Genomic DNA, 26013 nt, shown 5'->3' with positions numbered 1-26013 from the left:
GTCTTCCGACACGCTGACTCGATCGTCGTTACGACAGTAACAACCGAAGTGTCACTACCAGACTGGTCACGGGACGACTATGTGTCGATGCCGGATAGTGCTCGATAGCGACAGGGGCGAGGCACAGTCGGATCCGTTGAGACGACGCGATCCGGCCGCGCGCGGGGCTAACGCATACGCGGTCCGTCCGTCGTGCGCGGATTGCGCCCGTACGTACCGTACCACCATGACGACGATCATCGAGAGCCGCATACCCGTAGACGATCTTGCGCTCGAGGCGACGCTGCAGGAGCTTCCCGAGGCCCGCTTCGTGTGCGAACGCAGCGTGCAGACGGACGAGATCATGCCACTCGTGTGGGCTCGTGCAACCGACGAGATCGAACTGGAGACCGCACTCGACTCCGATCCGACGGTCGACCGCTGGTCGCGGTTGGCGACCGCCGAGAACGAGTGGCTCTATCGGATCGAGTGGGAGTACGAGACGCGACTCACGTTCAGGATCCTCTCGGCCTCACCGACGGTCGTCCTCAGGGCGCACGCGTCGCGACACGGCTGGTCGCTCCGGTTGCTCTATCCCGAGCGAGAGGAGATCGAGCGAACGCTGTCGTTCTGCGACGAGATGGACATCGCGCTCGACGTGGTTCAGATCCGGGACGCCGACAACCGACCCGCGAGCAGGTACGGGCTGACCAACGAGCAGTACCGCGCGCTGGTGACGGCCGCCGAACGGGGGTACTTCGACGTTCCGCGCTCGGTGACGCTCGAGGACGTCGCCGACGAACTCGGCGTCTCCCACCAGGCGCTCTCGGAGCGCCTACGCCGAGGGCACTCGGCGCTGATCGACGAGATGCTCCAGCACGGCTCAGTGTTCGAGTGAACGTCACCCCGTCGGTTCGATCCCCCGGAACGCGGCCGTCATGAGTGGATGCCGTCCCGCAGGCGTCAGTAGTATGCTTTCCTACGTCAATCGGGACGCATGTCGGGCGAACGCGAAGCGGTAGCGGCCCTGGAGGAACTAGGCTTGACGGAGTACGAGGCGAGGTGTTTCGTCGCGCTCACTCGCATTCCGAAGGGAACCGCGACGGAGATCAGCAAGCTCTCTGAGATCCCGCGGTCGCGGGTGTACGACACCGTCGAACGGCTCCACCGGCGGGGGTTGGTGGACATCCACCAGTCCGACCCCCGGGAGTACAGGGCGGTCCCGAGAGACGAGGCGCTGGACGTACTCCGACGAAACTACACCTCCCGGATCGACGCGGCGGCGACCGCGCTGGAGGGGGTGGAATCGACGGAGGTAGGCGAGGAGGCGGGCGTGTGGTCGGTCACGAACGCAGAGCACGTGAGCGACCGCGTGGCGACGCTGCTCGACGACGCCGAGGAACACGTCCACGTCCTCGTCGCCGCCGACTCCACCCTCGATCCGACGATCCTCGATCGACTGGCGGCGGCCGACGGCCGCGGCGTGGCGATCGTCGTGGAAGTCGCGTCCGAAGACCTCCGAGAGCGCGTCGAGGAGGCGGTTCCGGGGGCCCAGGTCACGGTCTCGTCGGGGCTCGAACGCGTCGATCCAGTCGTCGAGAAGTGGCCGGGGCGACTCGTCACCGTCGATCGTCGCGCCGTCCTGGCCAGCGCCATCGAGGAGAGTCACCTCCCCGGCGTACAGGAGGAGACGGCCGTGTGGACTCGCGGGAGCGACCACGGAGTCGCCGTGTGGATGCAGGAGCTCCTGGAGGACCGAACGGGCGCGACGGAGTAGCCGAGTCGGAAACCGCGCTCAAACCGTACGGGGATGGAGCAAGCCGTCTCGCGAATGCCCGGGGAGGATCAGTCGATGTGGCCTTCGCGCCGGAGCTGGTCCGCGCTCTGTCCGGTGTAGCGCCACTCGATGTTCGCCTTCTCGTCCTGCCAGTCCCAGGGTTCGACGAGCACTACGTCGTCCTCGTTGATCCAGACGCGGTACTTCATCCGACCGGGGATCCGACCCAGCCGCGTCTTGCCGTCCTCACAGCGGACGCGGACGTGGTTCCCTCCCAGGTGCTCAGTCACGACGGCGAACAACTCGTTGTTGTTGGGCATTCGGAGGTTCCGACGCCCTGTTTCGTCACTCACGTGCGATCTAGGAGGGACGGACAGTTAAGTCGTTGGGGACTCGCGCTAGCGCGTAGCGTGACACTTGATGTCGTGGTGGGGGACGCCGCGCGTCGCCCCACCGCTCGTCGCCCCGCCGCGCATCGCCTCGGTCGATACCGGGGGCGAATCACTAAGGCGGATGCCACTGATTCACACCCATGGATTGGGATTCCTTCGACCCGGTCGACGATCGAGACGAGTTCACCTGGGACGACGTCTACGCGGAGGCGGACTGGGACGCCCCGGAGTCGTTGAACGTCGGCCACGAGGTGTGCGACCGACACGCCGCGGCCGATCCCGACCGCGTCGCGCTTGAGTGGGCCGGGACGGACGGCGAGCGCGAGACGATCACGTTCGGCGACCTCCGCGACCGGTCGAACCGCTTCGCGAACGTGCTCGCGGAACGGATCGACCGCGGCGACCGCGTCTTCTCGTACATGCCCCGCATCCCCGAGCACTACGCGGCGATGGTCGGGACGCTCAAGACGGGTGCGGTGTGGGGGAGCGTCAACGAGCGCTTCGGGCCGGACGGCATCGCCTACCGCCTCGCGGACTGCGACGCCAGGGTCGTCGTGACGACGGGCGACAACCGCGACACCGTCGCCGAGGCGCTCGAGGACGTCCCGAGCGTCGAGCACGTGATCGTCGTCGGCGAGGGGCGAGAGGGCGACGTGGACTTCCGCGAGGCCACTGCCGCGGCGAGCGACGAGTTCGAGGTCGCGGACACCTCCGGCGAGGACAACGCGCTCCTCTACTACACCTCCGGGACGACCGGCCGCGCGAAGGGCGTCCTGCACAGGCACCGCTGGGTGGCCGGCGTCGCGGCCACCCAGAAGCTCGCCGTCGACGTGCGCGAGGACGACCTCTACTGGTCGACGGGCGACCTGGGCTGGCTCACCGGGCCGATCAACACGCTCGGCGCGTGGTTCTGGGGGACGAGCATGTTCACCTACGGGGGCGAGTTCGACCCGGAGGAGTGGGCGGACCTCCTCGATGAGTATCCCATCACCGTCCTGTTCTCGGTGCCGACGGCCTACCGCATGCTCCGCGAGAACGCCTCGGTGCTCGATGGGACGGACGTCGAGATCAGACACGCCCTCTCCATCGGCGAACCCCTCTCCGCGGGCGTCGTCGAGTGGGGCGAGGAGGCCCTCGGCGTCACCATCCTCGACACCTACGGCCAGACCGAGACGGGCAACATGATCATCAACAACTACCCGACGATGGAGGTGCGCCCGGGGAGCATGGGCAAGCCCCTGCCCGGCGTGACGGCCGCGATCGTCGACCCCGAGACGGGCGAGGAACTCCCGCCGGGGGAGACGGGCGTCATCGCGGAGCGCGGGGACTTCCCCTGCTTCTTCGCGGAGTACTGGGAGCAGCCAGAGAAGACCGCCGACTGCTTCCTGAACGACTGGTACCTCTCGGGCGACCTCGGCCACCTCGATTCGGACGGCTACTTCTGGTTCGAGGGGCGCGCGGACGACGTCATCATCAGCGCGGGCTACCGCATCGGTCCCTTCGAGGTGGAGTCCTCGCTGGGCGAGCACCCCGCCGTCGCGGAGGCCGCCGTCGTCCCCAGGCCCGACGCGGAGCGCGGCAACATCGTGAAGGCGTTCGTCGTCCTCTCGGCCGACTACGAACCGAGCGACGACCTCGTGACCGACATCCAGGAGCACGTGCGAAACGAACTCGCCGCCCACGAGTACCCCCGCGAGATCGAGTTCGTGGACGACCTGCCGAAGACCGTGACGGGGAAGATCCGCCGCACGGAACTCCGCGACCGCGTGCCGGACTCGCCCGAGGGATCGGAGTCGGCGTAGGTGGGGTCAGCGGTCGTCGGAGGCGGGGCGGATGACCCACTCGCCGTCGGCCTGCTCCTCGAGGACGCCGCCCTCCCGGAGGCGGACGACGTAGCCCGTCGGCGACTGGTCGGTTCGAGCCTCGGCCTGCACGCGTACGAGGTGGCCGATGAACTGCGCGGCCGGCGGCTTCTGCGCCGCGCCGCAGTCGTAGACGGTGACGAGTTCGCCGTCGTCGCGGGCGGTGTAGACGACGACGTGGGCGTGACGCGGGAGGCGGTAGGTTCCCTCGCCCGCGGGCGCGAGGTGGTTCATGGCTATCGTTGCGCGCGCCGCTCTAAAGACCCCTCGACACGATGTCGCGTCGAATCGTGAGGACGATCAGTCCGAGTCCGCTCAGTCCGACGAGCATCGGGACGAACGTCCCCGGGTTCGCGTAGTCGAAGCGCGCGGTCATCTCGAACACGTAGTACGTCTCCCCCTTCCGGACGACCGTCCCGGGTACCTCCTCGCGGTGCTCGAATCGCTGTACCTCCCCCTCGACGGCGGCGTCGACCGCTCGTCGCTGCTCGGGAGTGAGGCCGTCGTAGTACTCGACGTTCCCCTCGTACCTGGGGACCTCCTCCTCGGCGCGATCGAAGGTGTACGTGTAGTCCTTGTCGTGCGTCGCGAACCAGGTGCCCGCGCCCGCGAAGAGGACGCAGACGGCGAGGAAGAACAGGGCGAACCGACGAGTTCGGGCGGGGACTGCCATGGGTGCCCTCCACGACGACCGAACAAAAACCTTGGCGAACGTGAACGTAGCGTTCAGGTGAAGTCGACGATGCTGGTCTGTCCCCGTGGGACCCTCGTCGCCCGATCGCGGCCGAATCGCTCGTCGTCGCGCGTCGACTGTCCGGATCCGTCATCCCCATCGATCGGTCCGTCGTCGGCATCGACGCCCGCGCCCGCCGATCCGTCGCCCTCCCACGCGTCGAGGGGGGCCTGCGTCCTCTCGCCGAAGGTGAGGTTCGAGACGCGCACCCCGAGCTTTCGCACCGTCTCGCCCTCGAACTCCTCTGCGAGATCGAGCACGACCGACTCGACGAGGTCGGGGTCGGCGACCGGTCCGGAGAGCGACCGCTCGCGCGTGTTCACGTCGAACGGCGGCCGGACCACCTTGATGCCGATGGTCTTGTAGAGGGCGTCGCGGGCCGCCGCGCGCTCCGTGACCTCCTCCGCGAGTCGCAGCAGGCGCTCGCACACCGCGTCGAAGGCGTCGGTCGCCTCGGTGAACGCAGACTCGCTGGACAGGCTCTTGGGCTTCCCGACGGGTTCGACGGGCCGGGAGTCCCGTCCGCGCGCGTGGTCGTGGATCGTCCCGCCCCGCGCGCCGAAGCGCGAGACGAGCGCCCCGCGATCGGCGCTCGCGAGGTCGCCGGCCGTCTCGATTCCCGCGGCGCGCAGTTCGCGGGCGGTGACGGGGCCGACGCCGTGGAGTTCGTCGATCGGGAGCGGCGCGAGGAACTCGCGCACCTCGCCGGGCGGGACCACGACGAGTCCGTCGGGCTTGTCGTGATCCGAGGCGACCTTCGCGACGCTCATGTTGGGGCCGACGCCGACGCTCGCCGTGACGCCCACCTCCTCGTCGATGCGCCGCTTCAGGCTCCGCGCGAGGATCTCGACGCTGTGCCACCCGACGCGGTCGGTCACGTCGAGGTACGCCTCGTCGATGCTCACCTCGCGAACCACGTCGGCGATCCCGTGGAGGATAGCGCGGATCTCGTCGCTCACCTCCCGGTAGTAGGCCATGTCGACCGGGCGGTAGTGACCGACGGGTCCGTCGTGGTCGGCGGGCGCGGTCGCCGCGCGGGGGAGCGCCTCGAGCGCCTGCGAGATCGGCTGTGCGCTCTCGACGCCGTGCTCGCGCGCCTCGTAGCTGGCGGTGGCGACCGCGCCGTGGGCCGCGCCCGCCTCGTAGCCCATCCCGACGACGACGGGTTTCCCCCGGAGGGCGGGGTCGCGCCGTCGCTCGCAGGCCGCGTAGAAGCAGTCGACGTCCACGTGCAGGACGACCCGCTTCTCGTCCCCGGTCGGCGCTCCCGGAAGCCCCGCACCGCTCATGTACGCCCCTGCGTCCTCCGGGGGCTTGTAGCTGTTCAGAGCGCGGTGAAAGTGGAAGGCGAAGGGGAAAGCGGACGGAGTGCGCGACCGACTACCGCCCCGCGCTCGTCCGTTCCGCCCGTTCCGCCCGTTCCGCGCTCACGCGTGGTTCGCCACGATCGATTCGAGGCGCGACCGGACGTCGGAGACCGACTCGTCGCCGACAGTCAGGCTCGCCATGCGCTCGTCTACGTCCATCATCTCGCTCAACAGGCCGCCGCGGCGGTCGATCTCCAGGCGCACCTCGAGCGCGTCGGCGCTCGGCAGACAGACCACTTCGAGTTCGTCGAGCGTTCCGGCGAACGGACCGGAGGTCGGGCGGAACTCGAACTCCTGGACGAACCGGCGACCGCCGAAGAGACCGCCCGGTGCGGCACGGCACTCGGCGGTGCGGAGCGTGAACCCGAGGTCCTCGACGGCGTCGAACAGCGTCCGCATGCGCGGGCCGGGGTGTACCTCGACGGGATCCGTGTCGTCCGGGTCGACGGCGAGCTTGATGTCGAGTCCCGTCTCGACCCACACGTCCGTCCGGCCGAGCGTCACCGGCGTCTCGGGGGGAACGTCGATCGTCACGTCGAACGACCGCTCCTCGTCGGGGGCGATCGCGAACGACTCGGCGAGTGTGAACTTGTGGACGAGGCCGGTCGAGTAGCCCTCGTCGGTGGCGTAGCGGGTGAGCAGGGCGAAGTAGATGCTGTCGACCTCCTGCTCGGTGGAACCGCCGCGCACGTCGACCCGCGCCTCGACGGGTTCGCCGGCGGTCAACGTCGCGGAGGGCAGGACCGTATCGACCGTCGCGGCACCGATACCGATGCTCGAGAGGATTCGCTTCATCGCGGTAGACTCATTCTCCGTACGTGTTGTAAGTCTTCCGTACAGTCACGTCTCGAACGTCGCGCCGAAGCAGGAGTGGAGGAGCGTGCGTCGGCGGCGGCGATCCGACGGCGGCGCGATCCAGGGGTGAGTCAATGACCGGGATCGTCCCGGGTACGGAGTGCCGCCACGCGATGCCTCGCGGGAACCGTGCGGGGGCATCGTGGACGCGAACGAGTGCCCCGAGCATGGCATGTGGGCACATCGTTCACGCGCCGACGGTTTTCGATTCTGCCCGTCCCGGTAAATGCTTTCTGGAAGTCACTATTCGGTGACATTCTCCGGCGCGTGATAGTGTGAGGCCGCCGGATAGCGTGAGGTCGCCGGTCAGTCGTCGCGGTACTTATACGAGAGGAGGTTCATCGTGTGGGTCCCCTTGGCGATCACGTATCTGCTGGCTGCCAGCGAGAACGAAATCGGATTGCTGAGGAAGCGCGCGAGGTACTCGTTGCTCTTGTCGTACGTCCTGGCGACGGTACCGGGGTGGATCATCCGGTTCGCCTCGTAGCAGTAGACCGGTTTCCTCGCCCGATCCGCGATCTCGACGGCCTGTCGGTGCGAACTCTCGATGAAGAAGGTCGCGCCGGTCGACCGGTACACCTCCGCCTTGTACTCCGCGTGGTTACCCTCGGCCCGGCGCGCCTCCTTGCTCGGCAGGTCCATCATCACCAGTTCGTCGTACTCGACGCCGTGCTCCGCCAGCCACGCCTCGGTCTGCTCGCGGTACTTCTCCAGCCGACAGGTGACGAGCCAACCGATCCGCTCGGTCGGAACGACGTAGGGGTCGACGCCGGTGAGGAACTCGCGGTAGTTCGCGCCGTCGTCGTTCTCCTCGGGAGTCGGATCGCGGCACAGCACGCCGTCGATGTCGACGCACGCGTTCTTCAACATCGGGTGGTGCAGCAGGTTCCACTCGAACACCCGCGGCTTGCCGACCACCTCACCCCAGTGGTCCACGTACTGATAGCCCTTCGAGGAGATGTAGATCGCCCCGTACTCGATCCGAAACGGGAAGTCGAACTCCTCGAGTCGGCTCCTCGTCTCCGTCATCTGTCTCCCCGAACTGACGGAGTCGTCGACGACGAGTACCGTATCCACGTCGGAGAACGTACCCGACCCACCGTCGTGTCGGTACCCTGTCTTCAGTATCCGCCCCTCGCACAACCCGTCGACGTCGGTCATCGGGACGTTTAAATTCAGGCAAAGTAAGTTCGCAGCTAATAGTCCACTCCGCGGTATTCCGACCACTAAATCAATACCATCGTGTAATTCTCGAGCGAATTGACGTATATCTTCGTTAAACTCGGCGACACTTCTGTAATTCATTGGATCAACGTTACCCGGTTACTACTATAAGATTCTCCATTCTCGATGACGAACTTCGCTCGATACTACAGGTTCGTCGGGTAGCGGTTCCGACCCCATCGGTCGGCACAGTTACACGTCTTCGCACGCCGGCGGGCCGGTCCCCGGTGATCCGGAGGGGGCCCAGGCGAGACGTCGACCCCGAGTGGGGACGACCCGCCGTTCGCCCCGTCGGCCGCGGTGGCTCGCGTTCAGGTTTCCTCGAGGGTCGTGTCCTGCACCTCGACGATCTCGGCCTGCGGGATGAACGTCTCGCCGCCGCCCGTGCGGACCTGGAGCGTCCGGCCGGGCAGGTCGGGATCGTCGTCGTCGGCCGGTTCCCTCGGGACCGAGACCGCGACCACGTCGTCGAGGGTGAGGGCCCGCCGCTGGATCGGATCGCCCTCGTACTCGACGGTCTCCCACGTCTCGACGTCGAGATCCGCCATGCTCTCGCCGAAGTACTCCTCGGCGTCCTTGTTTACCGAGTCCTCGGTCTGGGACTCGCCGGCCGTCCGGCGCCCGTCCTGCACCTGTTCGTGCTGGTACTGGTATACGTGTACGAACATCGTCACGAGTACGACGGCCGTCCGCTAAAGAGTTCACCATGATTATTCCTGTGGGAACGTCGATGCCCGCCTCGCGCGTCCGCCCGGACGCGCGGGAGAGAACCACAGCGCGGTGGCGGTGCCGTCGACGAACGTGGGTCACGCGGACTGGATAGCGCGACAGGCCGTACACACGAGGGTGTTGTCCTTCCGGACGACCATCCCGTCGCAGTCGTAGCACGTACCGCCGAACGCGACGTCGAGCGCCGACGCGAGCACGTCGACTTTCCGCTGGAGTCGGTCGATCTCCCCTCGCTGGGCTTCGATGCGTTCCTTCAGGTCCGACGGGGACGGATCCATCGTACTACCCGCAGGACCGATCGGGAAGTAAGAACCGTGCCTGCAACGGCCGGCCTCCCCGTCGATCCCGGCGGGCACTCGCCATCGACCGATACGATCGATACCATCGATCGCCGCGGGCCGGACTGATCGAGCCGCGTCCCGCTCGACGCGCGCCTGATCGGACACGCCGCCCCGTTTGCCCGCCTACTCCTCCGACTCCGGCCCGATCAGGAGCGTATCCTCGACGAGCGCCAGCGTCGCCCGCCGTATCCGCTCGGACAGCGCCTGATGCGAGATGCCGAGTTCGTCGCCGAGTTCCTTCAGCGTGACGTCGCGCGGAACGTCGTAGAACCCCCGTTCGGCGGCCACCGTCAGCGCCTCGTACTGCGCCTCGGTGAGTCCGTACCGGCCGGCCGGTTCGCCCTCCAGTTCGCGGATCGTGTCGACGTCGAACGTCAGGCCGTTGGCCTCACAGTAGTCGATCGTCCGGGAGAGCGAATCGCGAGTCGGATACAGCACCCGCAGGTACCAGGTCTCGCCCGCGCCGTAGGCGTCGGTGACCGTCGCCTCCGAGTCCGTCAGCATCTGCAACACAAGTTGCACCCGCTCGGTCCACTCCATCCGGTAGAACTGATCGCCGTCGACGTTCACGAGGAGCGACGGGTCCGCGACGCTCGGATCCGCTTCGAACGCCTCGCTGACCGCCTCGGGATCGGCGCCGCGCACCCAGAGGAGCGGCATCACGGCCTCCTCGCCGCTCTCTACGATCTGCTCGACCTCGAACTCTGCGCCGGAAAGTCTCGAGAGGGATTCGCGCAGCGCGAACTCCTCCGCCGGAAGCGATCCCGTGACGATAGTGGCCATTCCAGCTACCCGATCCGAAAGCGGAATCCAAAGCGCTGTCGTTGTCTCTCGGCGAGCGCGCGAACTCCATCAAGAGGAGTAACGACCGAATGCTCATTCGGGGGGCAGGCCTACGGATCGGTGCCATGGCGTCTGCCGGAAGAGCGCGGTGCGACGGAGGTCCAGTTTCGCGGACGAATCCACCACGCCGCCACGGTCGCGAGAAGCGTCGTCGTGGGGACCGCTAGATGTCCCGTCGTCGGAACAGGAGCTGGCCGACGAACAGGAGGGCGAGGAACGCCGCGAGCAGGACTCCCGTATCGGCCGGTTCGTACGTCCCATCTACGAGAATCGGCGTCGGGCTGTAGTAGTGCGTCGGGCTGACGTACCGGATCCACTCGAGATCGCCCGCGCTCGCGACGACCGATTCGACGAGGAAGAGGACGAACACGAGCGCGAGGGCGACCCGCTTCGCGACGTCCGCGCGATCGAAGAGCACCGAGAGGACGACGCCGATTCCGGCGCACGCGAGGAAGTAGGGAATCGACAGGAGGTGGACCATCGCGAGGGCGACCGGATCGATCGACTCCCCGATGGCGAGCGTCAGCAGGTAGACGACGGTCCCGACGACGACGTTGAGCGCGACGACCGGAACGAGCAGCGAGGCGAACTTCTCCGCGAGCAAGCGCGATCGCGAGACGGGAAACGAGAGCAACAGGTCCATCCGGCCGCGCTCGATGTCGCTCGCGACGATCCCTCCCGCGGAGTAGGCGAAGTACAGTCCGAGCCCCAGGAGCCAGACGAAATTGTAGAGTTCAGCCGCGAGGAACCCCTCGATCGTGGCGAGCGTCTCGATACCGAACGCCTCGATCATCGCGGGCGGGAGTTCCGCGAGCATCTCGTCCATCTCCACGCCCTCGAGTTCCGTGAAGTACCACACGAAGAAGGCAGAGAGGGCGCTGATACCGGCCGTCAAGACCGCCGTACCGCGGACGCGACGGCCCGCCTCGTACCGGGCGGTCTCAAGCATCGGGCGTCACCTCGCGGCCGGCCTCCTCCGCGCCACCCGTCCCGTAGTAGTGGATGAACACGTCTTCGAGCGGCGGCTCGCTGATCTCGACGTCGAGCACGTCGTGCGACGCGAGTTCGCGGAGCAACGCGTTGTAGTCGCCGGCGTAGGTGAACTGCACCTCCGGGCCGACGGTCGCGACGTCGAACGCGCCGTCGAGGGCGGTGAGTTCGGAACGCACGCCGTCGGTGGTACGGAGGCGAACGCGCTTTCCTCCCCGATCGAGCAGCGTCTCGACGTCCTCGAGTCCGACGAGCCGTCCGGCGCGGAGGATCCCGACGCGGTCGCAGACGCGCCGAACCTCGCTCAACACGTGCGAGGAGAAGAAGATCGTCGTTCCGCGCTCGCGTTCGCTCCCGATGAACTCGTTGAACTCCTCCTGCTTGAGGGGATCGAGCCCGGACGTCGGTTCGTCCATGACGACGAGGTCGGGGTCGTGCATGAACGCCTGGACGATCCCGAGCATCCGCCTGTTCCCGGTCGAGTACTCCCGGATCGGCCGCTCGACGGGCGGCGTGAACACCTCGAGGAGTTCGTCCCGCCGGCTGTCGCCCTTCACCGCCGCGTGATAGTCGAGGACCCGTTCGCCGGTCACCTCCTCGTCGAACCCGAGGCGAGCCGGCAGGTACCCGATCCGTCGCTTCGCCTCGATGAGCGCGTCCTCGTCGCGGACGTCCGCACCGAGCACTCTCGCGGTTCCGGACGTCGGCGCGAGCAATCCGAGGAGCGTTCGAATCGTCGTCGTCTTTCCGGCCCCGTTCGGGCCGAGGAAGCCGAACACCTCCCCCTCCTCGACGGCGAACGAGAGCGAATCGACGCCGAGCACGCTCCCGTAGTCCTTCGTCAGGTCTGTCACCTCGATGGCCGCCATACCCGTACTCTGACTTTGTGACTACATACGTCTTATGTTCATGAGGTCATGAACAGTGATCGTCTCGTTTATTGAGTTTCACAGCGAACGTGACCTATGCACGGATTCAGCGACGACGAACGCGACCGCATCCGGGAGGAACTCGTCGAGGTCGGCCGCGAGAAGATCCTCGCGTTCGGGCCGAAGAAGACGAACGTCGCGGACATCACCGAACCGGTCGGGATCGCGAAGAGCACGTTCTACCTCTTTTTCGACTCGAAGGCCGACCTGTACCTCGAGATCCTCCAGCGTGAGACGGACGCCTTCACCCGGAGCCTTCGGGACGAACTGGCGGGCATCGACGATCCGCGCGAGGAGTTCGAACGGTTGTGCCGGTGCTACAGGGAGTTCGCCGAGAGCAACCCGCTCGTCCAGCAGATGATCGGCGATGAGACCTACAGACGGATATTTCGCGACGACGTCTCGGCGGAGCGATTAGAAGAGATTCAGCGGGAGGGACTGGCCGAAATCGTCCCGTACGTCGAATCGATTCAGGAACGGAGCGACGGACTGATCGCGGACCACGACCCGGTCACGGTCCTCGGGTTGATCGGGACGATCGGGCTGATGGTACTCCACAGAGACGAGTACCGGGAGTACGACGAGGGGTATTACGACCGGGTCCAGGAACTGCTCGTTAGCGCGCTCGCCGCGGGATTGACAACCGAACGAACCGCCGCCGCCGGTTCGTAGCGGGCCCGTCACTGCGGTGCGGTTCGTGTCGAGTCAGATCCCAATCCCGCGAGGAACAACGGGCGTTGTCCTACAACGGCAATTGTTAAGAAAATTGGCAATTCTTATCTCCCCTGCTCCCCCACCCTCTCCTGCAATGGCCTGGAAACACCGTCGAGATCTCTCGAAGAGCGAACAGAAAGCACGGGAACCCACAGCCGGCACCAACTGGTGGTTCATCGCGGCAGCGGTTACCGCCGCGTAGAGCCAACAGCGATGTCGGGTCTCCTCTCTCGCGTGAGGTTTTGTCGTTACGCTCCGTAGGAGCAGGCAGATGGAAACCGCCGAACTCATCACCGTACTCCGGGGCGCCGGCCTCTCGCCGTACCAGGCCGACGCCTACGTGACGCTGCTCGAACTGGGATCGGCGTCGGCGAGCGACCTCGCCACCGCGAGCGGCGTTCCGGGTCCGCGCATCTACGACGTCCTCCGTGGACTCGAGGACGACGGCTACGTCACCACGTACAAACAGGATCGGCTCTACGCCCGCGCGAAGGATCCCACGGAGGCGCTCGCGAACATCAGGACCCACGTGGGACGGTTAGAAGCGGCCATCGGGGAGATCGAGGACCGCTGGCACCAGTCGGAGCCCCACGACCACGAGCTAACCGTCGTACGACGGTTCGAGACGGTCTTCGAACGGACCAAGCGCGACGTTCGAACGGCCGACCAGTACATTCTGCTCGCGGTCACGCCGCCCCAGTTCCTCGAACTCAGGCCGGCGCTCGCGGCCGCCCATGAGAATCACGTCTACGTTCGGATCGTGATCCACCCGCGGCCGGACGAGGACATAGTGCTCGACGAAGCTGACTTCGAGGCGGCGTGTGCCGAAGCGCGCGAGACAGTGCCGTGTAAGGGAAAGCCGTTCGTCGCGCTCGTCGATCACCGGAAGGCGCGACTCGCGCTGAACGTCGGATCGTCCGACGAGTATGGGTTCCTCGTCGACGACCCGCTCCACGAGTACCTGCTGTGGTTCTACCTCGCCGGGCTGTCGGAGGTCGCGAAACCGATCTACGCGGATCCGGACGTTCGACTTCCCGTCGTACTCAGCGAGATCCGCAGCTGTATCAGGATGATCGAACCGTACCTTCGGGAGGAGCAGAGCGTGAACGTCCGGGTGCGTGGCCGGTGGGTCGAAACGAGGAGACCATGCGAGATCTCCGGCGTCGTCACGACGATACAGTACGCGGGCGAACCGGTCGTTGACGAACCGCTTTCCCTCTTCCACTTGGCTGAACAGGCCGCGTTCGTAGTCGACACCGGAGATCGATCCGTCACGGTGGGCGGGTTCGGAGCGGTTCTCGAAGAACTCGAAGCGGACGAGATCATCGTCGAGAGCGTTACAGAGTGAACAGGCCGAACGACGGACACAGCGTGGCTCCGCCACGTAATCCGATGGGAGTAAACGAGTCTACTCTCTCGTCGGCAGCACGGAGGAGATCGCTGCATCGAGACGGAGTCAGACACTATGATGTCAGTTAACTAATATTCGTGATCCTCTTCGGTATTCCGCTCTCGGATGCCAGTAACCAGCTATCGGCACTGTCTAGTTGAGCCAGTTTGAGGAGTGAGCAGAACCCGAGTTCGCCCTCGCTCGTCTCGACCGCCCGCGGTCGCTCGCTCACGCTCGCTCCCTGATTCAAATCCTCCGGGTGTCATCGCCGTCGCTCGCGGAGTTGCTCGCGACAGGAGATGGGGACGGAGGGCCCCGATTTGGCGGTTTTCGGGGATTCTGTCGGTTCTTCGTATCGGCTATCGATAACGGTGATCATGGTCAGAACGAACTCGTGAGGATGTCGAGTTTCTCCGTGTCCGGACGCCGCCGTTCCAACTCCTCGTCGTAGTCCGGCTTGTCGTAGTACCGCCGGATCGTCTCGGGCGAGGCCGCGACGCGCTTCGCGACCTTCACGTACGAGAGGCCGTTGTTGAGCTGCCACGTGATCGAACCCGTTCGAATCGCGTGGGGACCACGACTCGACGGACACTTACTGGAATGCTGGCGTTCCGTGAACTCGCACGAAGCGCGTCGTCGATTGTGCGGACACCCAGTATACAGACACGGCTGCGTGGCCTGATACGCCCAGCACCGGAACGTCGTACCCGAGGCCCGGCCTTGAACCGTAGTAAACAACGGTCTCCGACCGTGCTCGTCACGCTTCCGCGGGCGACTACGCTCGATCCAGACGTCGAGAACCTCCGCGACGTCCTCGGGAACGACGACGTTGCGCTCGTGTTCGTCCCCGTCTTTGAGACGCGTAGGCGGACGATGCCGGAACTCCAACTTTCGTTCGTCCGACTTCCAATCGCTGAGATCGAGAGCACGGAAACAACTGATACGGCCGCCGACGTGCCACATCAGCTCCAAAATCACGTGCTGCACCGTGGCGCGGTGCCGAACGGATTCTCGGAAGAACGAGAGGAGTTTCCGCGCATCGTCAGCGTCAAGCTTCGCATCGCTCGTCTCCTCGTCTTTCGATAGTTTCGGTATCTCCAGCTTATCGGGGAGATCGCTATCGACTACTTCGATCGACGCGCAGTACTTGAGCAGCTGATCGAGGGAAGACATCTTTCCCTTGATCGTCGCCGGGGCGTTGTCCTTCGCTTCGAGGTGGCGTTCGTACTCGTCGAGCCACCATCCATCAAGCTCCCTCATCGCCTCGATGTCGTTCTCTGCAGCCCACCTGACGAACTCGCGGAGCCGGTTCGCGTAACTGCGGACCGTCATGTCCGTGTTACGCTTCTCTCGGCGAGCGATGAACCGTTCTGCAGCTTCAGTAGGCGAGAGGTCCCTCTGGCGGGGTTTGTCGCTCATAGACACCACCCCGAGGTGACGTTTCGCGAACACCGCTCGCGGACTGCGGACTTATATCGCTCGTCACGACCGTGTGTCCGTTTCAAACCCGTCTTCACGAATGCGATCTCTTCCTCGAGAGCGACCGAGTGGTCGCCGACAGTGACGAGCACCGCTCGCTGGCAGTCGGTACAGTGACCGTCGTCGTCGACGTGTCGCACCCGTCCACACGCCCGGCAGCGCCAGATCCGGTGAACCTCTGTTTCGCTCTCACTCGCCATCGAGCAACACCTCTTTCGCACTCCGCACGCGCTGGAACGCCTCTGTGGATCCACCGCGATCAGGGTGGACCTCCTTCACCCGCTCTCGATAGGCGGCACGCACCGCCTCGGGATCGGCGTCGGGGGTGACCTCAAGAACCTCGTGCGGAGCCGGCTCGGTCGCGACCACGTCATCTCCCGATGGGAGACGCGCGTTCGCGAACTCAGACTCACCGGTTCGCACGGGGCGCTGCTCCATCTTGCGCTTCTCGCGGACGTAGAGGTAGAGCGTCCGCACGTTGTCGCGAAGTCGCGAATAGGCGTCGCAGGCGACGGCGTACTGCTCGCCGTCCATCGACCACCTGACGACGGCCCCCGGATCGTCCGGATTCGCATCTGCGTACGGAAGGTTCGGGTTACGCGTCTGGTGTTGCGCACCGGTCGAGAGCCGCCAGTCGTCGACGCCGACGCGCGCCAGCTCGTCACCGAGGTCGTCGATGGACTGGCGGAGCGTCGCCTCGTAGCGGTTGTTCCGCGTTCGTTCCTTCGCTGGTGTGCGGTCGAACCCGGCGGGCCAGTCGAGCGCGCTCATGCCGATCCCTCCCTGACCACGTCGTCGTACGGTCCAACGGACGTCAGCAGCCGAATCTCGTCGCGATGGACGAGCCGCCCCGTCGCCAAGTCCCGCAGTTCGTCGAACTCCGGCTCAACGCCCTCACCCCACGAGCGGGCGCACGAGGCACACCAGAAGTGGTGGTTCGTCGGCTCCCACTGCCGATGGCCGACCGGACAGACCCACCGCCATCGGTCGGTCTCGTCCTCCAATCGGATCGTTATCGTCCCTGCCATCACCGTCTGCCGACGGACGCTCGGATAAAGGCCCGAATTCTTGGACGGACGGTGAAAGTGAAAGTGCCTGTTTCTGACCTGTCCAAGCAGTGTTTTAACACCGATTCCGACGGGTTCGGGTGGCGTGAGTGAGGGTCGGCTCGTGGTCGTCGGTGCTCCTTTGCGGGTGAAAGTGAACCGCGTCATGCGGACTCACCGCCGTAGCTCGCGATCTCATTGATGGCGAGTGAGTCGACGCGGTGGCCGCAGGGGACACGGTGGTGCGTCGAGGGACCGCGCGCTTCGAATCCTGTGGTCCGCGCCCCACAGAGAGGACAGTGGTCGTGCTGTGCGTCGTGTCGGTCGGAGCCTTTTTGCTCCAGTGGGTTGGCGTACATCTTGCTTCCGTACTGTGTTTACGGGAGCCACCGCGAACCAGTGCTCCACCACTGGGTCCGCTTTTGATTCTGGACCTGGAGACAGTCAGGCCCGCGTGTAGCTCTCCGTCGCACTCTTTGGTTCAGACCACTTATAACTTTGGCAATCTACGTCGCCATGGAATGCATCGTACATTGCCAAACAATCAGAGCTACGATATAATTAAACGGTCTTATTGAGAAAACGGGCTAATGCGCCCGCGAACGAGTTGGATGACAGATAGCGATGATACGATTCTGGAGTTCCTCCAGGACTGTAATCTCGCACTTCCTCCGCGGGCTATCGAGTATAACCTCCGAAGTCGGCACAACGTCGAGATCTCTTATTCAACAGTGAATAGACGACTGAAGCCTCTTTTTGAGGTAGGGCTCGTTCAAAAGGAGTATCCAAAGGGTGGGTTTTACTCGCTTACGGAAAAGGGCAGAGCGTATTTGGCAGGTGATCTCGAAGCGTCGGAGCTGGAACGCGACGAGAAGTAACGGCCGAATGCTTATCGGGGGGTCAGGCCTATCAAGTAGTATGAGCACCGAGGTCCGCCGGGAGATCCGCCTCATCGAGGAAGAAGACGGGTGGTGGTCGGCGATCGACGAGGAGATCGGTGTCGCCAGCCAAGGTTCGACGCGCGAGGAGGCGCTCGACAACCTTGATGAGGCAGTCGATCTGACGCGCGAAGCACGCGAAGACGACACGCCAGCCCCTGAACCGGACGCCCCCTGGTTCGACGCCTGAGACGTGGTCTCGCGAGACTTTTCGGGCGAGGACATCGTGAAGGTCCTCACCCACCACAATTATCGGAAAGACCGCCAGCGCGGGAGCCACGTCATTCTCAAGTACACACATCCAGAGACGGACGAAAAGCGGACGGTGACGGTCCCGATGCACGACCGAATCCGAACCGGAACGTTACAGAGTATTGCTCAGCAGTGTGGAGGAAGGAGTTCGACGCCTGGTGCCAGTGGATTGACGAGAATCGATGACAGAGTACACCAATATATCAATTTGATATTATTTTTCGGTCGTTCAACATCGCTAATGGCGCGGGCCACAGGCCTGGCCCTAACCACGAAAGAAGCTGAAGGACACTCAGATAACAGAACCTTGATGTGAATCAGACATTGATCGCCTGTCGATGCCGTGGATTCCACAGCAACCCTTGGTCTAACAGAGTTCGGATATCGGCTTTATTAAAGACGAGCTTCTGTACGGGTGTGCCATCTTGGGTCGTTCCCTCAACGAGGTTGGGGTCGAATCCCAACGTGTGGGCCAGCGAATGAAGTTCCGTGAGGAGGGTCCGTTCTGTTCGGCGCGTTTCATAGCGCCGGCCACGATCAATTCGACCCATCCCGGCGAGCGCATCGGCAAGAAGTCCTCGTTGCTGCGCTGGGGTCTCCGCAAACCCGGGGGGAGATGGGAGCTGTCGATGACCGGCCCTGAGCGCAAGCCCGACATCATCACGGAGCCAGGTGGTCAGCGCTTGTGATTGAAGCTTGATCCGAGGCCGGGCGTATTCGTATTCTTTGTTTGGTTTGCGAAAGATATCGTGGTGGGCAAACCGATTCACGCTCAGGTTATGGACGTCCGCGATCTTCTCACGGAGACACTCATACCACGCCTCATCATCCCGTCCTCCCTCAATCAGCAATACCTGCTGGCCGTTTCCCTGGGTCTGAAATTTACCGTCAACAGCATAGACACCGAGTAGTCGGGCTGCTTCGAAGTCAATAATGGGAGGTAACCGAATACTCCGAAGATAGTCCGAGTTACTCGGGGTGAAGGACGAATAGCGGTTTCGGACGGTGAGAAGGTTGCCGTCATATGCTCCGACTTCATCGCGGAGAAAGTGGATATACGGCGGTGAGAGGTCATAATAGATCTCTGCTTGTCGCTGGTCATTGTTGTATCGTCGGCGGAGCGCATCTGACACGTAGGATTTGCGCTGTTCGGGCCGATCCCACTTCTCATACACCATCGCCGCGAGATTTTGCGTGGTAATTTGCCGGGGGAAGTCATGGTCAACCAGCCACTTCGCCGCCGTGTAAACAGCGTTCCCGACCCGCTGTGACCGAAAGCGAGACAGATCGGCCTGCGAGAGGCCAAACTGCTCTATTAACAGATCGTCACGCTCCCCTGCGTCGGCGTCCATTAAGGCCTGCTTACTGATCTTTGCTTGCCGTACCATTATTCGAAGCTCTCTCTGTATTCATATAAGAAAACCCCTCGCTGAACGTGATGATGTGTTCATAGGACGTGACGGAGCCGGAATGCACGCAGATCGTTCCTTCTGCGGCGTTCTCTCGGCGCACCTGCCTTGCCGGTGCGCCATGAGCAATCGAGCTTGGCCATGACCTCCTAGCCCTAGTGAGAGGCGTGCCCTGTCTCTTTGGTTCCTCGACACAGCTAAGGGAGGGGAGTGAAGTGAATCGTCCTGCGTGCAGCCCCATCGGTCTTCCATCAATCAAGATTGAATCGGTGATGTAAACGGGAGGTACGTGTCTTTCCACTCCTGCCGAGCGGCAAGTGCCTCATAGCCCTGCTCAGTGAGGGCATAGGAGTTTGTCCGCTGATCCGCGGTCTCCTTTTCCACATAGCCCTGTAGAACGAGGACATCGAGATTGGAATATAATCGTGCATCAGAGGGCTCGTACTCAGAAACTGAGTCGAGTTCGGTCTTGATCCGTTGGCCGGATGGATGTTCGAGTCCAACGAGGACGTACAGGAGATCGCGCTGGAATCCAGTGAGGTCAAAGAGCGTCATCAGCTGATCTATCCATCAACGAACCTTATTGTTAATACGGTCTTCATACGATGACTCCGCAGATCGCCATCGCCACAAGAGAACGGCGAACAAAGATACCCATAAGACGAGCAGATTCCCGCATCTCATCGTAGATACCACCAGAACAGCAAGCCAGATTTGTCTCTGTGTGCAGTATCTTCTTGATCTATATTGCTATTAACTAACTATGAGAGAGACGATGCATACCTGTCGCCGTAGGGTCTCAGGCCTTGCGTGTGACACCCGTGTTCGATATCCCACTTTCCGTGCCCGGGAGGGGATATCACCCCAACCTGCAGTGATAGTGATGCCATCGCTGTATCGTGCATGGTGCGGCCCTTCGACGGAAGGGGATGTAGATCAGCGGCACTGCCGCTTCACGTCCCCAGGGCCGTGCTTCGCAAGCATCCTCGGTATATCGCCCGCGCTCTCTCGGCTGCCCTGATCAACAATACTGGCTGTGATGTCTCGCATACGGCGTTAGCTACCGTAGAGCGTAAGAAGTGAGAACTGATTAAGTTCATTAAAATTTATTTTAACGTATATTAATGCATGTGGCGCTTGCATCTCCGGGGATAACGAGAGAAAAGAGCGGTAGACTGTTCTGGCCAGTTTCCTATTCCGTCTCGTCTTAAGCGCTACGTTGATCGCCACGAATAAACGAGACTAGAGGAGGCTTGGTTATCTGATTATTTACGATTGTATAATATCTATAACTAACTGTGAACGGCGTAATATTCATATGTCGCCGTGGGGCGTCATACCCCGCGCGTGACGTCCGTGCGTCCGTCAGTACGGGCCCCATGACACAGGTGGGAATGTACCGAACCGACAACCTCTGACATTTCACCCCCGCTCGCTGTGCCAGAGCGGGGGTAAACTTCGATCAACAGCGAACCGACACAGTCGCCCTAACATGTCTCTTACGGGTATACACAGGTGGGGTGAGAGATCGCCGTGAACACCGACGATCCTCACTCGCAGTTCCGCACTACGCAAGCGCCCACTTAGTATTATCGTCTTGCTCTCCTACTGCGCAAGAAGTATCGCCAGAGAATCTCACACCACCACGCGGGAACCTCCGTTCTCGCACGGACTGGGCGAAACATTCTAGGTTTAAGTTACACCCTCTAGAAATGGAGCGATCTGTTACGTAAGAGCTTTGGCGGGGGACCAGACCTTCAAATGCCGGCTTACATTGATGAATGGACGTGCTTGAGCAGTCGGTGCAGCGATCCCGTCAATGAGGAGGACCTACGCGAGTTCGGTCTCGATCCTGACGCGGCTTTAGGACTGGGAAGACGTTACAGGGATTCTTAGATCTATTCCATGAGACGATGATTGAATCGGTCGTGAGCTGCCCCTCGACTTAGTGAAATCGCTGTTCAACCTCAAGCGTCCTCTCCACAGCGTCGTCGAAGCGTTTCCGCAACTCTTCGTTAAAATTTTGGATGCGGGGATCCTGCTGTACCACCTCTAGCGAGTCCCAGTCACCAGCTTCGGTCGCGGCGTACAGCTGTGTGAACTTCTCTCCATTGTTCCCGTACGCAACTGCGATCACGTATGGTTTTACCTCTTCGGTGCTGTCGACCGGATGGCTCGCTCGCCATTCCTCGATCTCGGTCACGCTTACCCGATCGAACGTCGTCAGTTCTGCGCTGAATTCGCCGGCGACGAGGCGTTGTACCAGCTGTTCTCGATCCCACTCCCGCGTCTCACCCGTGTCGACATCTGCTCCCGTTACCGTCTCGGTCGCGACCGACTCGATACGCCAGTTCGTGAGCAGCGGTCCGGCCATCTCAGCCGGCGTTCGCGTGCTGACGTCACCCTCCTGAATACGGTCACCTTCCTGGACACGAATGTAGCGAGGGTTCGACGTCGAAAGGTCGATAAAGATCTCTCTCGGATCCGTGTTGACTAGCACGTCGATTCCGTCGATCGTTCGAAGTTCTACCGTCTGCTTGGAATGTTCTCTATCCATTGTTGGCTATTGTGGGGTGTCGGGCCTCGAACGTGAGACAGCGCGTGGACCGTCTTGGTGAGTTCGAGTGATAAGTGACATGGCTCGATTCGCAGATCGATCGCGCCCGCCTGCTTCGCCACCGATCCTGGCCGTGTTTTCCCTGTCTATAATATCCCGGCCAGACGTTTCACCCTGTCGTCGACCATCGCGACCCGTGACTGTTCGGCACTCTGATGACGACGAATCGGAGGGTCCATGCGTTCGGCCGATCCGGATCCGCGGGCACGAACCGGTCGGGGTGGGACACTCCGAACCACCCAGCGAGAGATACCGCCCGTGGAGTTTGGAACCACTGTGGGGACGGTCCCTGCAAGTTCCGACGCCGCAGCAGGAAGACGCGAAAATCGTGATATTTTCGCGTTCAAAGGGGCGAAGCTCCTTGAGTACCCCGACCTCATGGACCGAGGCACGAAGCGCCGAGGGAGTAGGTCGGGGTAGTTCACACCGGTACATCGCTTCAACTAAACGGTAGCGCGGGGTCCCCTTCCTCAAGCGCGAGCGAAGTGAGCGGTAGGGAGGGGAGGAGCGCGTTCGTATAGCTGGGATTTTTCGTCATATAAATAGCCACGGATCCGCATTGAATATGTGGCAGACGACTACGTGCGTCGGACGGCAATCACCCGCCTCTCGGTAGACGGCGAGCAACGCGACTTGCTCGAAGATACCATCACCGAGTGGAAACGGGGGTGCCAAATCGCCACAGACCTCGCGTGGGGGCGGTGCAACACTAAGAGCGACGTGCAACCCCTCGCCTACGATTCTGTGCGCGAAGATACTGACCTCGGTAGTCAGCATACGATTCTCGCCACCCACCAAGCCGCACAAGCCATCACCGGCTGTATCGAACGCCGGTCGAAGGGTAAGAAGGTCAGCAAGCCGACGTTCACCGCGCCAACCGTGAAGTACGATACGCGGACGATGACGGTGTTCGATGACGATACCGTGTCCCTCTCTACAACGGAAAGTCGGGTTCGGTGCCCGCTCGACCTTCCTGAAGCCGACGATGGCTACCAGCGTCAGTATCTCGACTCGGATAAATGGAGCGTTACGGAAAGTACGCTTACCGCCCGAGATGGCGAGTTCTTCTTGCACATCGGCTTTCGCCGGTACAAGAACGATACCGAACGGAACACCGCCGAGGACGGAACGGTTCTCGGGGTTGACCTCGGTATCGAAAACCTCGCCGTCACCAGCACCGCCTACTTCTTCAGCGGGCGGGAGCTGACCCACAACCTCCGCGAGTTCGAGAAAGTACGCGCTAGCCTGCAACAGACCGGCACGCGAAGCGCCCACCGGACGCTCGTTCAGTCGAGTGGTCGGGAACTTCGTTATGTCCGTGACGTTCTCCACCGGGCATCGAACGCGCTGATAGACGAAGCACTCCGCTACGACTGTGACGTAATCGCGTTCGAGAACCTAACCCATATCCGCGACCGTACCGGTGCATCGTGGGGTCACAAGTGGGCGTTCCGAACGCTCTACGAGTACGTCGAGTACAAAGCCGAAGCCGTCGGTATCTCGGTGAAGCAAGTTGGGTCGGCGTACACGTCGAAGCGGTGTGCCGAGTGTGGATTCACGGCGGACGAGAATCGCCCGTCGCGCAACGACTTCCGGTGCGTGAAGTGCGGGTCGGAAGCGAACGCGGACTACAACGCGGCGAAAAACATCGGTATGCGGTACGTTCGTCGAGGCCAACAGTCGTCTCGGCGGACGGGCGACAGTCAGCTCGCCCTAAAGTCTGGAACGCTGAAGCCGAAGGGCGGATTTACCGCCTACCCAGACGGGTTCGAGGCCGAGTTCACGGACAAGCCCCACCCTCAAAGCGCCGAAGGTGCTTAGGGTGGGGTAGTTGACCTCACCACGTGCGAAGAACCTATGGTCATCAGCGGCTGACGCAGATGTGATGAGTAGAGGTACGATAAGATCGGTTCGCTGGGTGAAAGTACGGCACAGAACGAGATGGAAGGGGGCAACATGGGTATAACTCGACGTATAACACTCGAAAGAGAAGAGAGCGGCTGGTGGGTTGCCTATGACGAAGATCAGGAGGTGACGAGTCAAGGGCGTACCCGCGTCGACGCTCTCAGGGACCTTGACGGGGTGATTGCCCTCCTCAACGACGAAGGACACTCTCCCACCGACGCGGAGTTACTAGATGCCGGTATCGCTCCCGATGATAACAGGCCTGGTGAGGACCTCCCGGATGTTCTTCAGGGAGGGTAGTAATGACTAGGGACGACTTTTCGGGTCACGACATTATTCGAGCCCTCGTGACTACCGGGAACTTCTGGTGGGTCCGTACTAACGGTGACTACGCCCTTTTAAGATGGGAACACCCGGATGGCCTTGACCGACGGTCAGTGGTTATTCCCCTCCATCACCGTGTCACAGACGGAATGCTCCATGCCATCGCTGGAGATGCTAAAGCGAACCAATTCGACGAATTTTGTCGATGGATAGAGGATAACAGGTGACGGCAGCTGTGAGCTACACCAGAGGTGGAGAGCGTCGCCTCGTTCAGTGAGACGCGCGCAGAGGCGCTTCAGATACTCGCGGATGGCTCGATTCGTATGAGACCGCGGAGGGCTTCCTGGACGAGTATCTCCCCGAGAGCGACGCTCCCTGGCTGTAGTAGGCGACATTGTGACAGCGTCAGTGACCGGTGTGCTGTCGGGCATGTGTTCCGACGCAGAAATCAGCGGTCACCGTCCTCAATACGTGAAAGGCGAGTAGCCCCAAGCGTGGTACGGCAGAGCCGTTCACTGCTGCATCACTGATCGATGGGCGTTCGAACCGTGTCTGTTAGCCCAGTGGTCGAAGCGGCTGGTTCCTCGTGACGCCCGTTGCCAACGCCTCTACATCTCGGGCCAGACGGTCGGCGTAGTCGAGTCGGATTCGTCGTGCCTCGCGCTCGGAGAGCAACGAAGGGCATCTGATCTCCGCGGAGATCGGCATATATTCCGCCGGCACGAAGCCCATCGCTTCGAGATAGCTCGTCACGGCGGGGGCATTGAGGCCGTCCCTGATCGCCGCCGTGGTGAGCTGCGTGAGGGTTTCGAACTCGGGAACGCAGATCCGGTCCGAGTAGATGCCCGGTGCACCGATCTCGACTCGCTTGGACGTCGTCTGCTCGACGAGTCGGAGCATGTTACTCGTGAGCGCAACGACCTGCGAGGGAAGCGCTGTATCAGGTGCACGCCACTCAACCGTCGGCGGCTGAGAGCGGAGTCGAATCGGCGTCATCACGGTGTTTTCCGGCTGAAAGTACTGCCGGAATTCGTGGTCCGTAACGCCGCGCTCTACAGCGAGCGTTCGAAACTCCCCGTACGACCGGGCGAGTCGTACCTGCCAATCGGCGACACTGGGCGTGTACTCCCACAGGTCGCGAAACTGGACGAACGAATCGCCGCATCGATGGCGGTAAGCATAGGCTCGGGACGAATCCATCGCCCGGATACCGTCGTAGCACGGTGAGGAACTCACGAGTGCCAGCGCGGGATCGAGCCCGGTGAGCAGGTTCATTTGTCGGGTCGCCCTCTCGGTGTCAAAGTGGATATGGGTCCCCGCACACTGTTTTGCAGGGTCGAGTCCGTTCTCGTAGATCCGTTCGAGCAACCGACCTCGTTCGCTAGTAGCGGGTGAGGAGTGTCTCGTGAGCGGGGTTCCGAGCGGTACGAGGCGCTTGTTCTGCGTGGTCGCCGACTCAAGGACGCCCCGAAGGGTCGACTGCAGGGCGTCTCGAAGCGCCGCCTCGGAGTCGACGGGCGGCGTCTGGATCTCGATCAGCGGTGCGACGAACTCGGGTTCGACGTATTCGTGCGTCTCGGCCAGTTCTCGTCCATCAGTCAGTGCCCCCGCTTCGTCGATCACCCAATACTCGACTTCGACGCCTACCTTCATGATTATCTCCAGATATGTGGATAACTCATATTATGTGTCGGAGAACGCCGCGTATGGGTATACCCTTGCGCCTTGCAACGGCCGGTACAGCCTCGATGTCCCTGACAGAGACGGTATACCTCTGAATATCTCTCAGCTCATTATTCCATGATCCGTTCAAACGGCACGAGTTATTGGACCATCTACGCTCTGTATCCTGTCGAGAATGTTCCCGCGGTGCTCCATATTTCAATCCAGACTAGCTACGATTTCTCGTGGTGATGAC

Annotated in this window: 29 protein-coding genes; 10 read left to right on the top strand and 19 right to left on the bottom strand. The window is 62.6% G+C overall.

The window, feature by feature from the left end; translation table 11 throughout:
• The first annotated feature begins 226 nt into the window (after positions 1 to 226).
• Together NKI68_RS16175 and NKI68_RS16170 are read left to right on the top strand one after the other, a co-directional pair.
• The gene (locus NKI68_RS16175; RefSeq protein ID WP_254544152.1) at positions 227 to 877 is read left to right on the top strand and encodes a helix-turn-helix domain-containing protein; all 651 of its coding nucleotides are present in this window, start codon (positions 227 to 229) and stop codon (positions 875 to 877) included.
• Positions 878 to 976: 99 nt separating this feature from the next.
• Positions 977 to 1756, top strand: a complete 780-nt coding sequence (locus NKI68_RS16170; protein ID WP_254544151.1) for a TrmB family transcriptional regulator — start codon at positions 977 to 979, stop codon at positions 1754 to 1756.
• Between the two features lie 68 nt (positions 1757 to 1824).
• Here the strand turns inward: NKI68_RS16170 and eif1A are convergent, their stop codons facing one another.
• Positions 1825 to 2109, bottom strand: coding sequence for a translation initiation factor eIF-1A (gene eif1A / locus NKI68_RS16165; RefSeq protein WP_256562637.1), 285 nt, complete (start codon positions 2107 to 2109; stop codon positions 1825 to 1827).
• 179 nt (positions 2110 to 2288) lie between these two features.
• Here eif1A and NKI68_RS16160 point away from each other — a divergent pair, with 179 nt between their 5' ends.
• Entirely contained in the window at positions 2289 to 3950 is a 1662-nt protein-coding gene (locus NKI68_RS16160) for an acetate--CoA ligase (protein WP_254544150.1), read from the top strand.
• A 6-nt stretch (positions 3951 to 3956) separates the two neighbouring features.
• On the opposite strand, the gene NKI68_RS16155 is transcribed toward NKI68_RS16160, so the two are convergent.
• The 10 genes from NKI68_RS16155 to NKI68_RS16110 form a co-directional block, all read right to left on the bottom strand.
• Complete coding sequence (locus tag NKI68_RS16155) at positions 3957 to 4244, bottom strand: hypothetical protein (RefSeq protein WP_254544149.1); 288 nt, start codon at positions 4242 to 4244, stop codon at positions 3957 to 3959.
• 22 nt (positions 4245 to 4266) lie between these two features.
• The gene (locus NKI68_RS16150; RefSeq protein WP_254544148.1) at positions 4267 to 4683 is read right to left on the bottom strand and encodes a DUF7979 domain-containing protein; all 417 of its coding nucleotides are present in this window, start codon (positions 4681 to 4683) and stop codon (positions 4267 to 4269) included.
• Between the two features lie 53 nt (positions 4684 to 4736).
• A complete protein-coding gene (gene dinB / locus NKI68_RS16145) occupies positions 4737 to 6032 on the bottom strand; it encodes a DNA polymerase IV (protein WP_254544147.1) in 1296 nt (431 codons plus the stop codon).
• Between the two features lie 138 nt (positions 6033 to 6170).
• On the bottom strand, positions 6171 to 6905 hold the full coding sequence (locus tag NKI68_RS16140; RefSeq protein ID WP_254544146.1) for a sporulation protein: 735 nt from the start codon (positions 6903 to 6905) through the stop codon (positions 6171 to 6173).
• A gap of 366 nt (positions 6906 to 7271) precedes the next feature.
• The gene (locus NKI68_RS16135; protein ID WP_254544145.1) at positions 7272 to 8270 is read right to left on the bottom strand and encodes an HAD family hydrolase; all 999 of its coding nucleotides are present in this window, start codon (positions 8268 to 8270) and stop codon (positions 7272 to 7274) included.
• Positions 8271 to 8500: 230 nt separating this feature from the next.
• A complete protein-coding gene (locus tag NKI68_RS16130) occupies positions 8501 to 8857 on the bottom strand; it encodes a hypothetical protein (protein WP_254544144.1) in 357 nt (118 codons plus the stop codon).
• A 138-nt stretch (positions 8858 to 8995) separates the two neighbouring features.
• On the bottom strand, positions 8996 to 9196 hold the full coding sequence (locus tag NKI68_RS16125) for a hypothetical protein (protein ID WP_254544143.1): 201 nt from the start codon (positions 9194 to 9196) through the stop codon (positions 8996 to 8998).
• A gap of 186 nt (positions 9197 to 9382) precedes the next feature.
• Positions 9383 to 10042 (bottom strand): helix-turn-helix domain-containing protein, encoded by a 660-nt coding sequence (locus NKI68_RS16120; RefSeq protein WP_254544142.1) that lies wholly within the window; start codon positions 10040 to 10042, stop codon positions 9383 to 9385.
• A gap of 223 nt (positions 10043 to 10265) precedes the next feature.
• Entirely contained in the window at positions 10266 to 11051 is a 786-nt protein-coding gene (locus NKI68_RS16115; RefSeq protein ID WP_254544141.1) for a DUF2705 family protein, read from the bottom strand.
• A complete protein-coding gene (locus NKI68_RS16110) occupies positions 11044 to 11961 on the bottom strand; it encodes an ABC transporter ATP-binding protein (protein ID WP_254544140.1) in 918 nt (305 codons plus the stop codon). Before NKI68_RS16110 ends, NKI68_RS16115 begins: the two co-directional genes overlap by 8 nt.
• 96 nt (positions 11962 to 12057) lie before the next feature.
• Between NKI68_RS16110 and NKI68_RS16105 the strand changes: the two genes are divergently transcribed.
• Positions 12058 to 12693 carry a TetR/AcrR family transcriptional regulator gene (locus tag NKI68_RS16105; RefSeq protein WP_254544139.1) on the top strand — a complete coding sequence of 212 codons (636 nt, stop codon included), beginning with the start codon at positions 12058 to 12060 and terminating at the stop codon, positions 12691 to 12693.
• Between the two features lie 313 nt (positions 12694 to 13006).
• Positions 13007 to 14083, top strand: a complete 1077-nt coding sequence (locus NKI68_RS16100; RefSeq protein WP_254544138.1) for a TrmB family transcriptional regulator — start codon at positions 13007 to 13009, stop codon at positions 14081 to 14083.
• Positions 14084 to 14506: 423 nt separating this feature from the next.
• On the opposite strand, the gene NKI68_RS16095 is transcribed toward NKI68_RS16100, so the two are convergent.
• From NKI68_RS16095 to NKI68_RS16080, 4 genes are read right to left on the bottom strand one after another with little or no spacing between them, the layout of a single operon-like run.
• On the bottom strand, positions 14507 to 15544 hold the full coding sequence (locus tag NKI68_RS16095; protein WP_254544137.1) for a tyrosine-type recombinase/integrase: 1038 nt from the start codon (positions 15542 to 15544) through the stop codon (positions 14507 to 14509).
• Positions 15541 to 15804 carry a hypothetical protein gene (locus NKI68_RS16090; RefSeq protein ID WP_254544136.1) on the bottom strand — a complete coding sequence of 88 codons (264 nt, stop codon included), beginning with the start codon at positions 15802 to 15804 and terminating at the stop codon, positions 15541 to 15543. The genes NKI68_RS16095 and NKI68_RS16090 overlap by 4 nt, the downstream gene beginning before the upstream one ends.
• Positions 15794 to 16375 (bottom strand): J domain-containing protein, encoded by a 582-nt coding sequence (locus NKI68_RS16085; RefSeq protein WP_254544135.1) that lies wholly within the window; start codon positions 16373 to 16375, stop codon positions 15794 to 15796. Before NKI68_RS16085 ends, NKI68_RS16090 begins: the two co-directional genes overlap by 11 nt.
• Positions 16372 to 16632: a hypothetical protein gene (locus tag NKI68_RS16080; RefSeq protein WP_254544134.1), complete on the bottom strand. Its 261-nt coding sequence runs from the start codon at positions 16630 to 16632 to the stop codon at positions 16372 to 16374. The genes NKI68_RS16085 and NKI68_RS16080 overlap by 4 nt, the downstream gene beginning before the upstream one ends.
• A gap of 608 nt (positions 16633 to 17240) precedes the next feature.
• On the opposite strand from NKI68_RS16080, the gene NKI68_RS16075 reads away from it, so the two are divergent.
• From NKI68_RS16075 to NKI68_RS16065, 3 genes are read left to right on the top strand one after another with little or no spacing between them, the layout of a single operon-like run.
• Complete coding sequence (locus NKI68_RS16075; RefSeq protein WP_254544133.1) at positions 17241 to 17528, top strand: winged helix-turn-helix domain-containing protein; 288 nt, start codon at positions 17241 to 17243, stop codon at positions 17526 to 17528.
• A 40-nt stretch (positions 17529 to 17568) separates the two neighbouring features.
• A complete protein-coding gene (locus NKI68_RS16070) occupies positions 17569 to 17778 on the top strand; it encodes a type II toxin-antitoxin system HicB family antitoxin (protein ID WP_254544132.1) in 210 nt (69 codons plus the stop codon).
• Between the two features lie 3 nt (positions 17779 to 17781).
• Positions 17782 to 18156, top strand: coding sequence for a type II toxin-antitoxin system HicA family toxin (locus NKI68_RS16065; RefSeq protein ID WP_368410848.1), 375 nt, complete (start codon positions 17782 to 17784; stop codon positions 18154 to 18156).
• A 1-nt stretch (position 18157) separates the two neighbouring features.
• Here the strand turns inward: NKI68_RS16065 and NKI68_RS16060 are convergent, their stop codons facing one another.
• From NKI68_RS16060 to NKI68_RS16050, 3 genes are all read right to left on the bottom strand, one after another.
• Complete coding sequence (locus NKI68_RS16060; RefSeq protein ID WP_254544131.1) at positions 18158 to 19228, bottom strand: hypothetical protein; 1071 nt, start codon at positions 19226 to 19228, stop codon at positions 18158 to 18160.
• 276 nt (positions 19229 to 19504) lie between these two features.
• Positions 19505 to 19804 carry a PadR family transcriptional regulator gene (locus NKI68_RS16055; RefSeq protein ID WP_254544130.1) on the bottom strand — a complete coding sequence of 100 codons (300 nt, stop codon included), beginning with the start codon at positions 19802 to 19804 and terminating at the stop codon, positions 19505 to 19507.
• Between the two features lie 1390 nt (positions 19805 to 21194).
• Positions 21195 to 21806: a hypothetical protein gene (locus NKI68_RS16050; RefSeq protein WP_254544129.1), complete on the bottom strand. Its 612-nt coding sequence runs from the start codon at positions 21804 to 21806 to the stop codon at positions 21195 to 21197.
• A 627-nt stretch (positions 21807 to 22433) separates the two neighbouring features.
• On the opposite strand from NKI68_RS16050, the gene NKI68_RS16045 reads away from it, so the two are divergent.
• A complete protein-coding gene (locus NKI68_RS16045; RefSeq protein WP_254544128.1) occupies positions 22434 to 23687 on the top strand; it encodes an RNA-guided endonuclease InsQ/TnpB family protein in 1254 nt (417 codons plus the stop codon).
• A gap of 120 nt (positions 23688 to 23807) precedes the next feature.
• The gene (locus NKI68_RS16040; RefSeq protein WP_254544127.1) at positions 23808 to 24071 is read left to right on the top strand and encodes a type II toxin-antitoxin system HicB family antitoxin; all 264 of its coding nucleotides are present in this window, start codon (positions 23808 to 23810) and stop codon (positions 24069 to 24071) included.
• Between the two features lie 579 nt (positions 24072 to 24650).
• Here NKI68_RS16040 and NKI68_RS16035 read toward each other — a convergent pair.
• Positions 24651 to 25748, bottom strand: a complete 1098-nt coding sequence (locus NKI68_RS16035; protein WP_254544126.1) for a glutamate-cysteine ligase family protein — start codon at positions 25746 to 25748, stop codon at positions 24651 to 24653.
• Positions 25749 to 26013 lie beyond the last annotated feature (265 nt).

Source organism: Halomarina pelagica, assembly GCF_024228315.1.
Classification (GTDB): domain Archaea; phylum Halobacteriota; class Halobacteria; order Halobacteriales; family Haloarculaceae; genus Halomarina; species Halomarina pelagica.
Note: the sequence above shows the minus strand (reverse complement) of the source record. Positions and strands in the feature narration are given on the sequence as shown.

Coding starts and splice junctions, on each gene's coding strand:
- NKI68_RS16170 (WP_254544151.1), top strand. CDS start 977: ATGTCGGGCGAACGCGAAGCGGTAGCGGCCCTGGAGGAACTAGGCTTG.
- NKI68_RS16105 (WP_254544139.1), top strand. CDS start 12,058: ATGCACGGATTCAGCGACGACGAACGCGACCGCATCCGGGAGGAACTC.
- NKI68_RS16175 (WP_254544152.1), top strand. CDS start 227: ATGACGACGATCATCGAGAGCCGCATACCCGTAGACGATCTTGCGCTC.
- NKI68_RS16115 (WP_254544141.1), bottom strand. CDS start 11,051: ATGCTTGAGACCGCCCGGTACGAGGCGGGCCGTCGCGTCCGCGGTACG.
- NKI68_RS16120 (WP_254544142.1), bottom strand. CDS start 10,042: ATGGCCACTATCGTCACGGGATCGCTTCCGGCGGAGGAGTTCGCGCTG.
- NKI68_RS16095 (WP_254544137.1), bottom strand. CDS start 15,544: ATGAGCGACAAACCCCGCCAGAGGGACCTCTCGCCTACTGAAGCTGCA.
- NKI68_RS16085 (WP_254544135.1), bottom strand. CDS start 16,375: ATGAGCGCGCTCGACTGGCCCGCCGGGTTCGACCGCACACCAGCGAAG.
- NKI68_RS16090 (WP_254544136.1), bottom strand. CDS start 15,804: ATGGCGAGTGAGAGCGAAACAGAGGTTCACCGGATCTGGCGCTGCCGG.
- NKI68_RS16155 (WP_254544149.1), bottom strand. CDS start 4,244: ATGAACCACCTCGCGCCCGCGGGCGAGGGAACCTACCGCCTCCCGCGT.
- NKI68_RS16070 (WP_254544132.1), top strand. CDS start 17,569: ATGAGCACCGAGGTCCGCCGGGAGATCCGCCTCATCGAGGAAGAAGAC.
- NKI68_RS16160 (WP_254544150.1), top strand. CDS start 2,289: ATGGATTGGGATTCCTTCGACCCGGTCGACGATCGAGACGAGTTCACC.
- NKI68_RS16040 (WP_254544127.1), top strand. CDS start 23,808: ATGGAAGGGGGCAACATGGGTATAACTCGACGTATAACACTCGAAAGA.
- NKI68_RS16050 (WP_254544129.1), bottom strand. CDS start 21,806: ATGGATAGAGAACATTCCAAGCAGACGGTAGAACTTCGAACGATCGAC.
- NKI68_RS16035 (WP_254544126.1), bottom strand. CDS start 25,748: ATGAAGGTAGGCGTCGAAGTCGAGTATTGGGTGATCGACGAAGCGGGG.
- NKI68_RS16150 (WP_254544148.1), bottom strand. CDS start 4,683: ATGGCAGTCCCCGCCCGAACTCGTCGGTTCGCCCTGTTCTTCCTCGCC.
- NKI68_RS16130 (WP_254544144.1), bottom strand. CDS start 8,857: ATGTTCGTACACGTATACCAGTACCAGCACGAACAGGTGCAGGACGGG.
- NKI68_RS16110 (WP_254544140.1), bottom strand. CDS start 11,961: ATGGCGGCCATCGAGGTGACAGACCTGACGAAGGACTACGGGAGCGTG.
- NKI68_RS16135 (WP_254544145.1), bottom strand. CDS start 8,270: ATGAATTACAGAAGTGTCGCCGAGTTTAACGAAGATATACGTCAATTC.
- NKI68_RS16100 (WP_254544138.1), top strand. CDS start 13,007: ATGGAAACCGCCGAACTCATCACCGTACTCCGGGGCGCCGGCCTCTCG.
- NKI68_RS16125 (WP_254544143.1), bottom strand. CDS start 9,196: ATGGATCCGTCCCCGTCGGACCTGAAGGAACGCATCGAAGCCCAGCGA.
- NKI68_RS16055 (WP_254544130.1), bottom strand. CDS start 19,804: ATGACGCTCTTTGACCTCACTGGATTCCAGCGCGATCTCCTGTACGTC.
- dinB (WP_254544147.1), bottom strand. CDS start 6,032: ATGAGCGGTGCGGGGCTTCCGGGAGCGCCGACCGGGGACGAGAAGCGG.
- NKI68_RS16060 (WP_254544131.1), bottom strand. CDS start 19,228: ATGGTACGGCAAGCAAAGATCAGTAAGCAGGCCTTAATGGACGCCGAC.
- NKI68_RS16080 (WP_254544134.1), bottom strand. CDS start 16,632: ATGGCAGGGACGATAACGATCCGATTGGAGGACGAGACCGACCGATGG.
- NKI68_RS16140 (WP_254544146.1), bottom strand. CDS start 6,905: ATGAAGCGAATCCTCTCGAGCATCGGTATCGGTGCCGCGACGGTCGAT.
- NKI68_RS16075 (WP_254544133.1), top strand. CDS start 17,241: ATGCGCCCGCGAACGAGTTGGATGACAGATAGCGATGATACGATTCTG.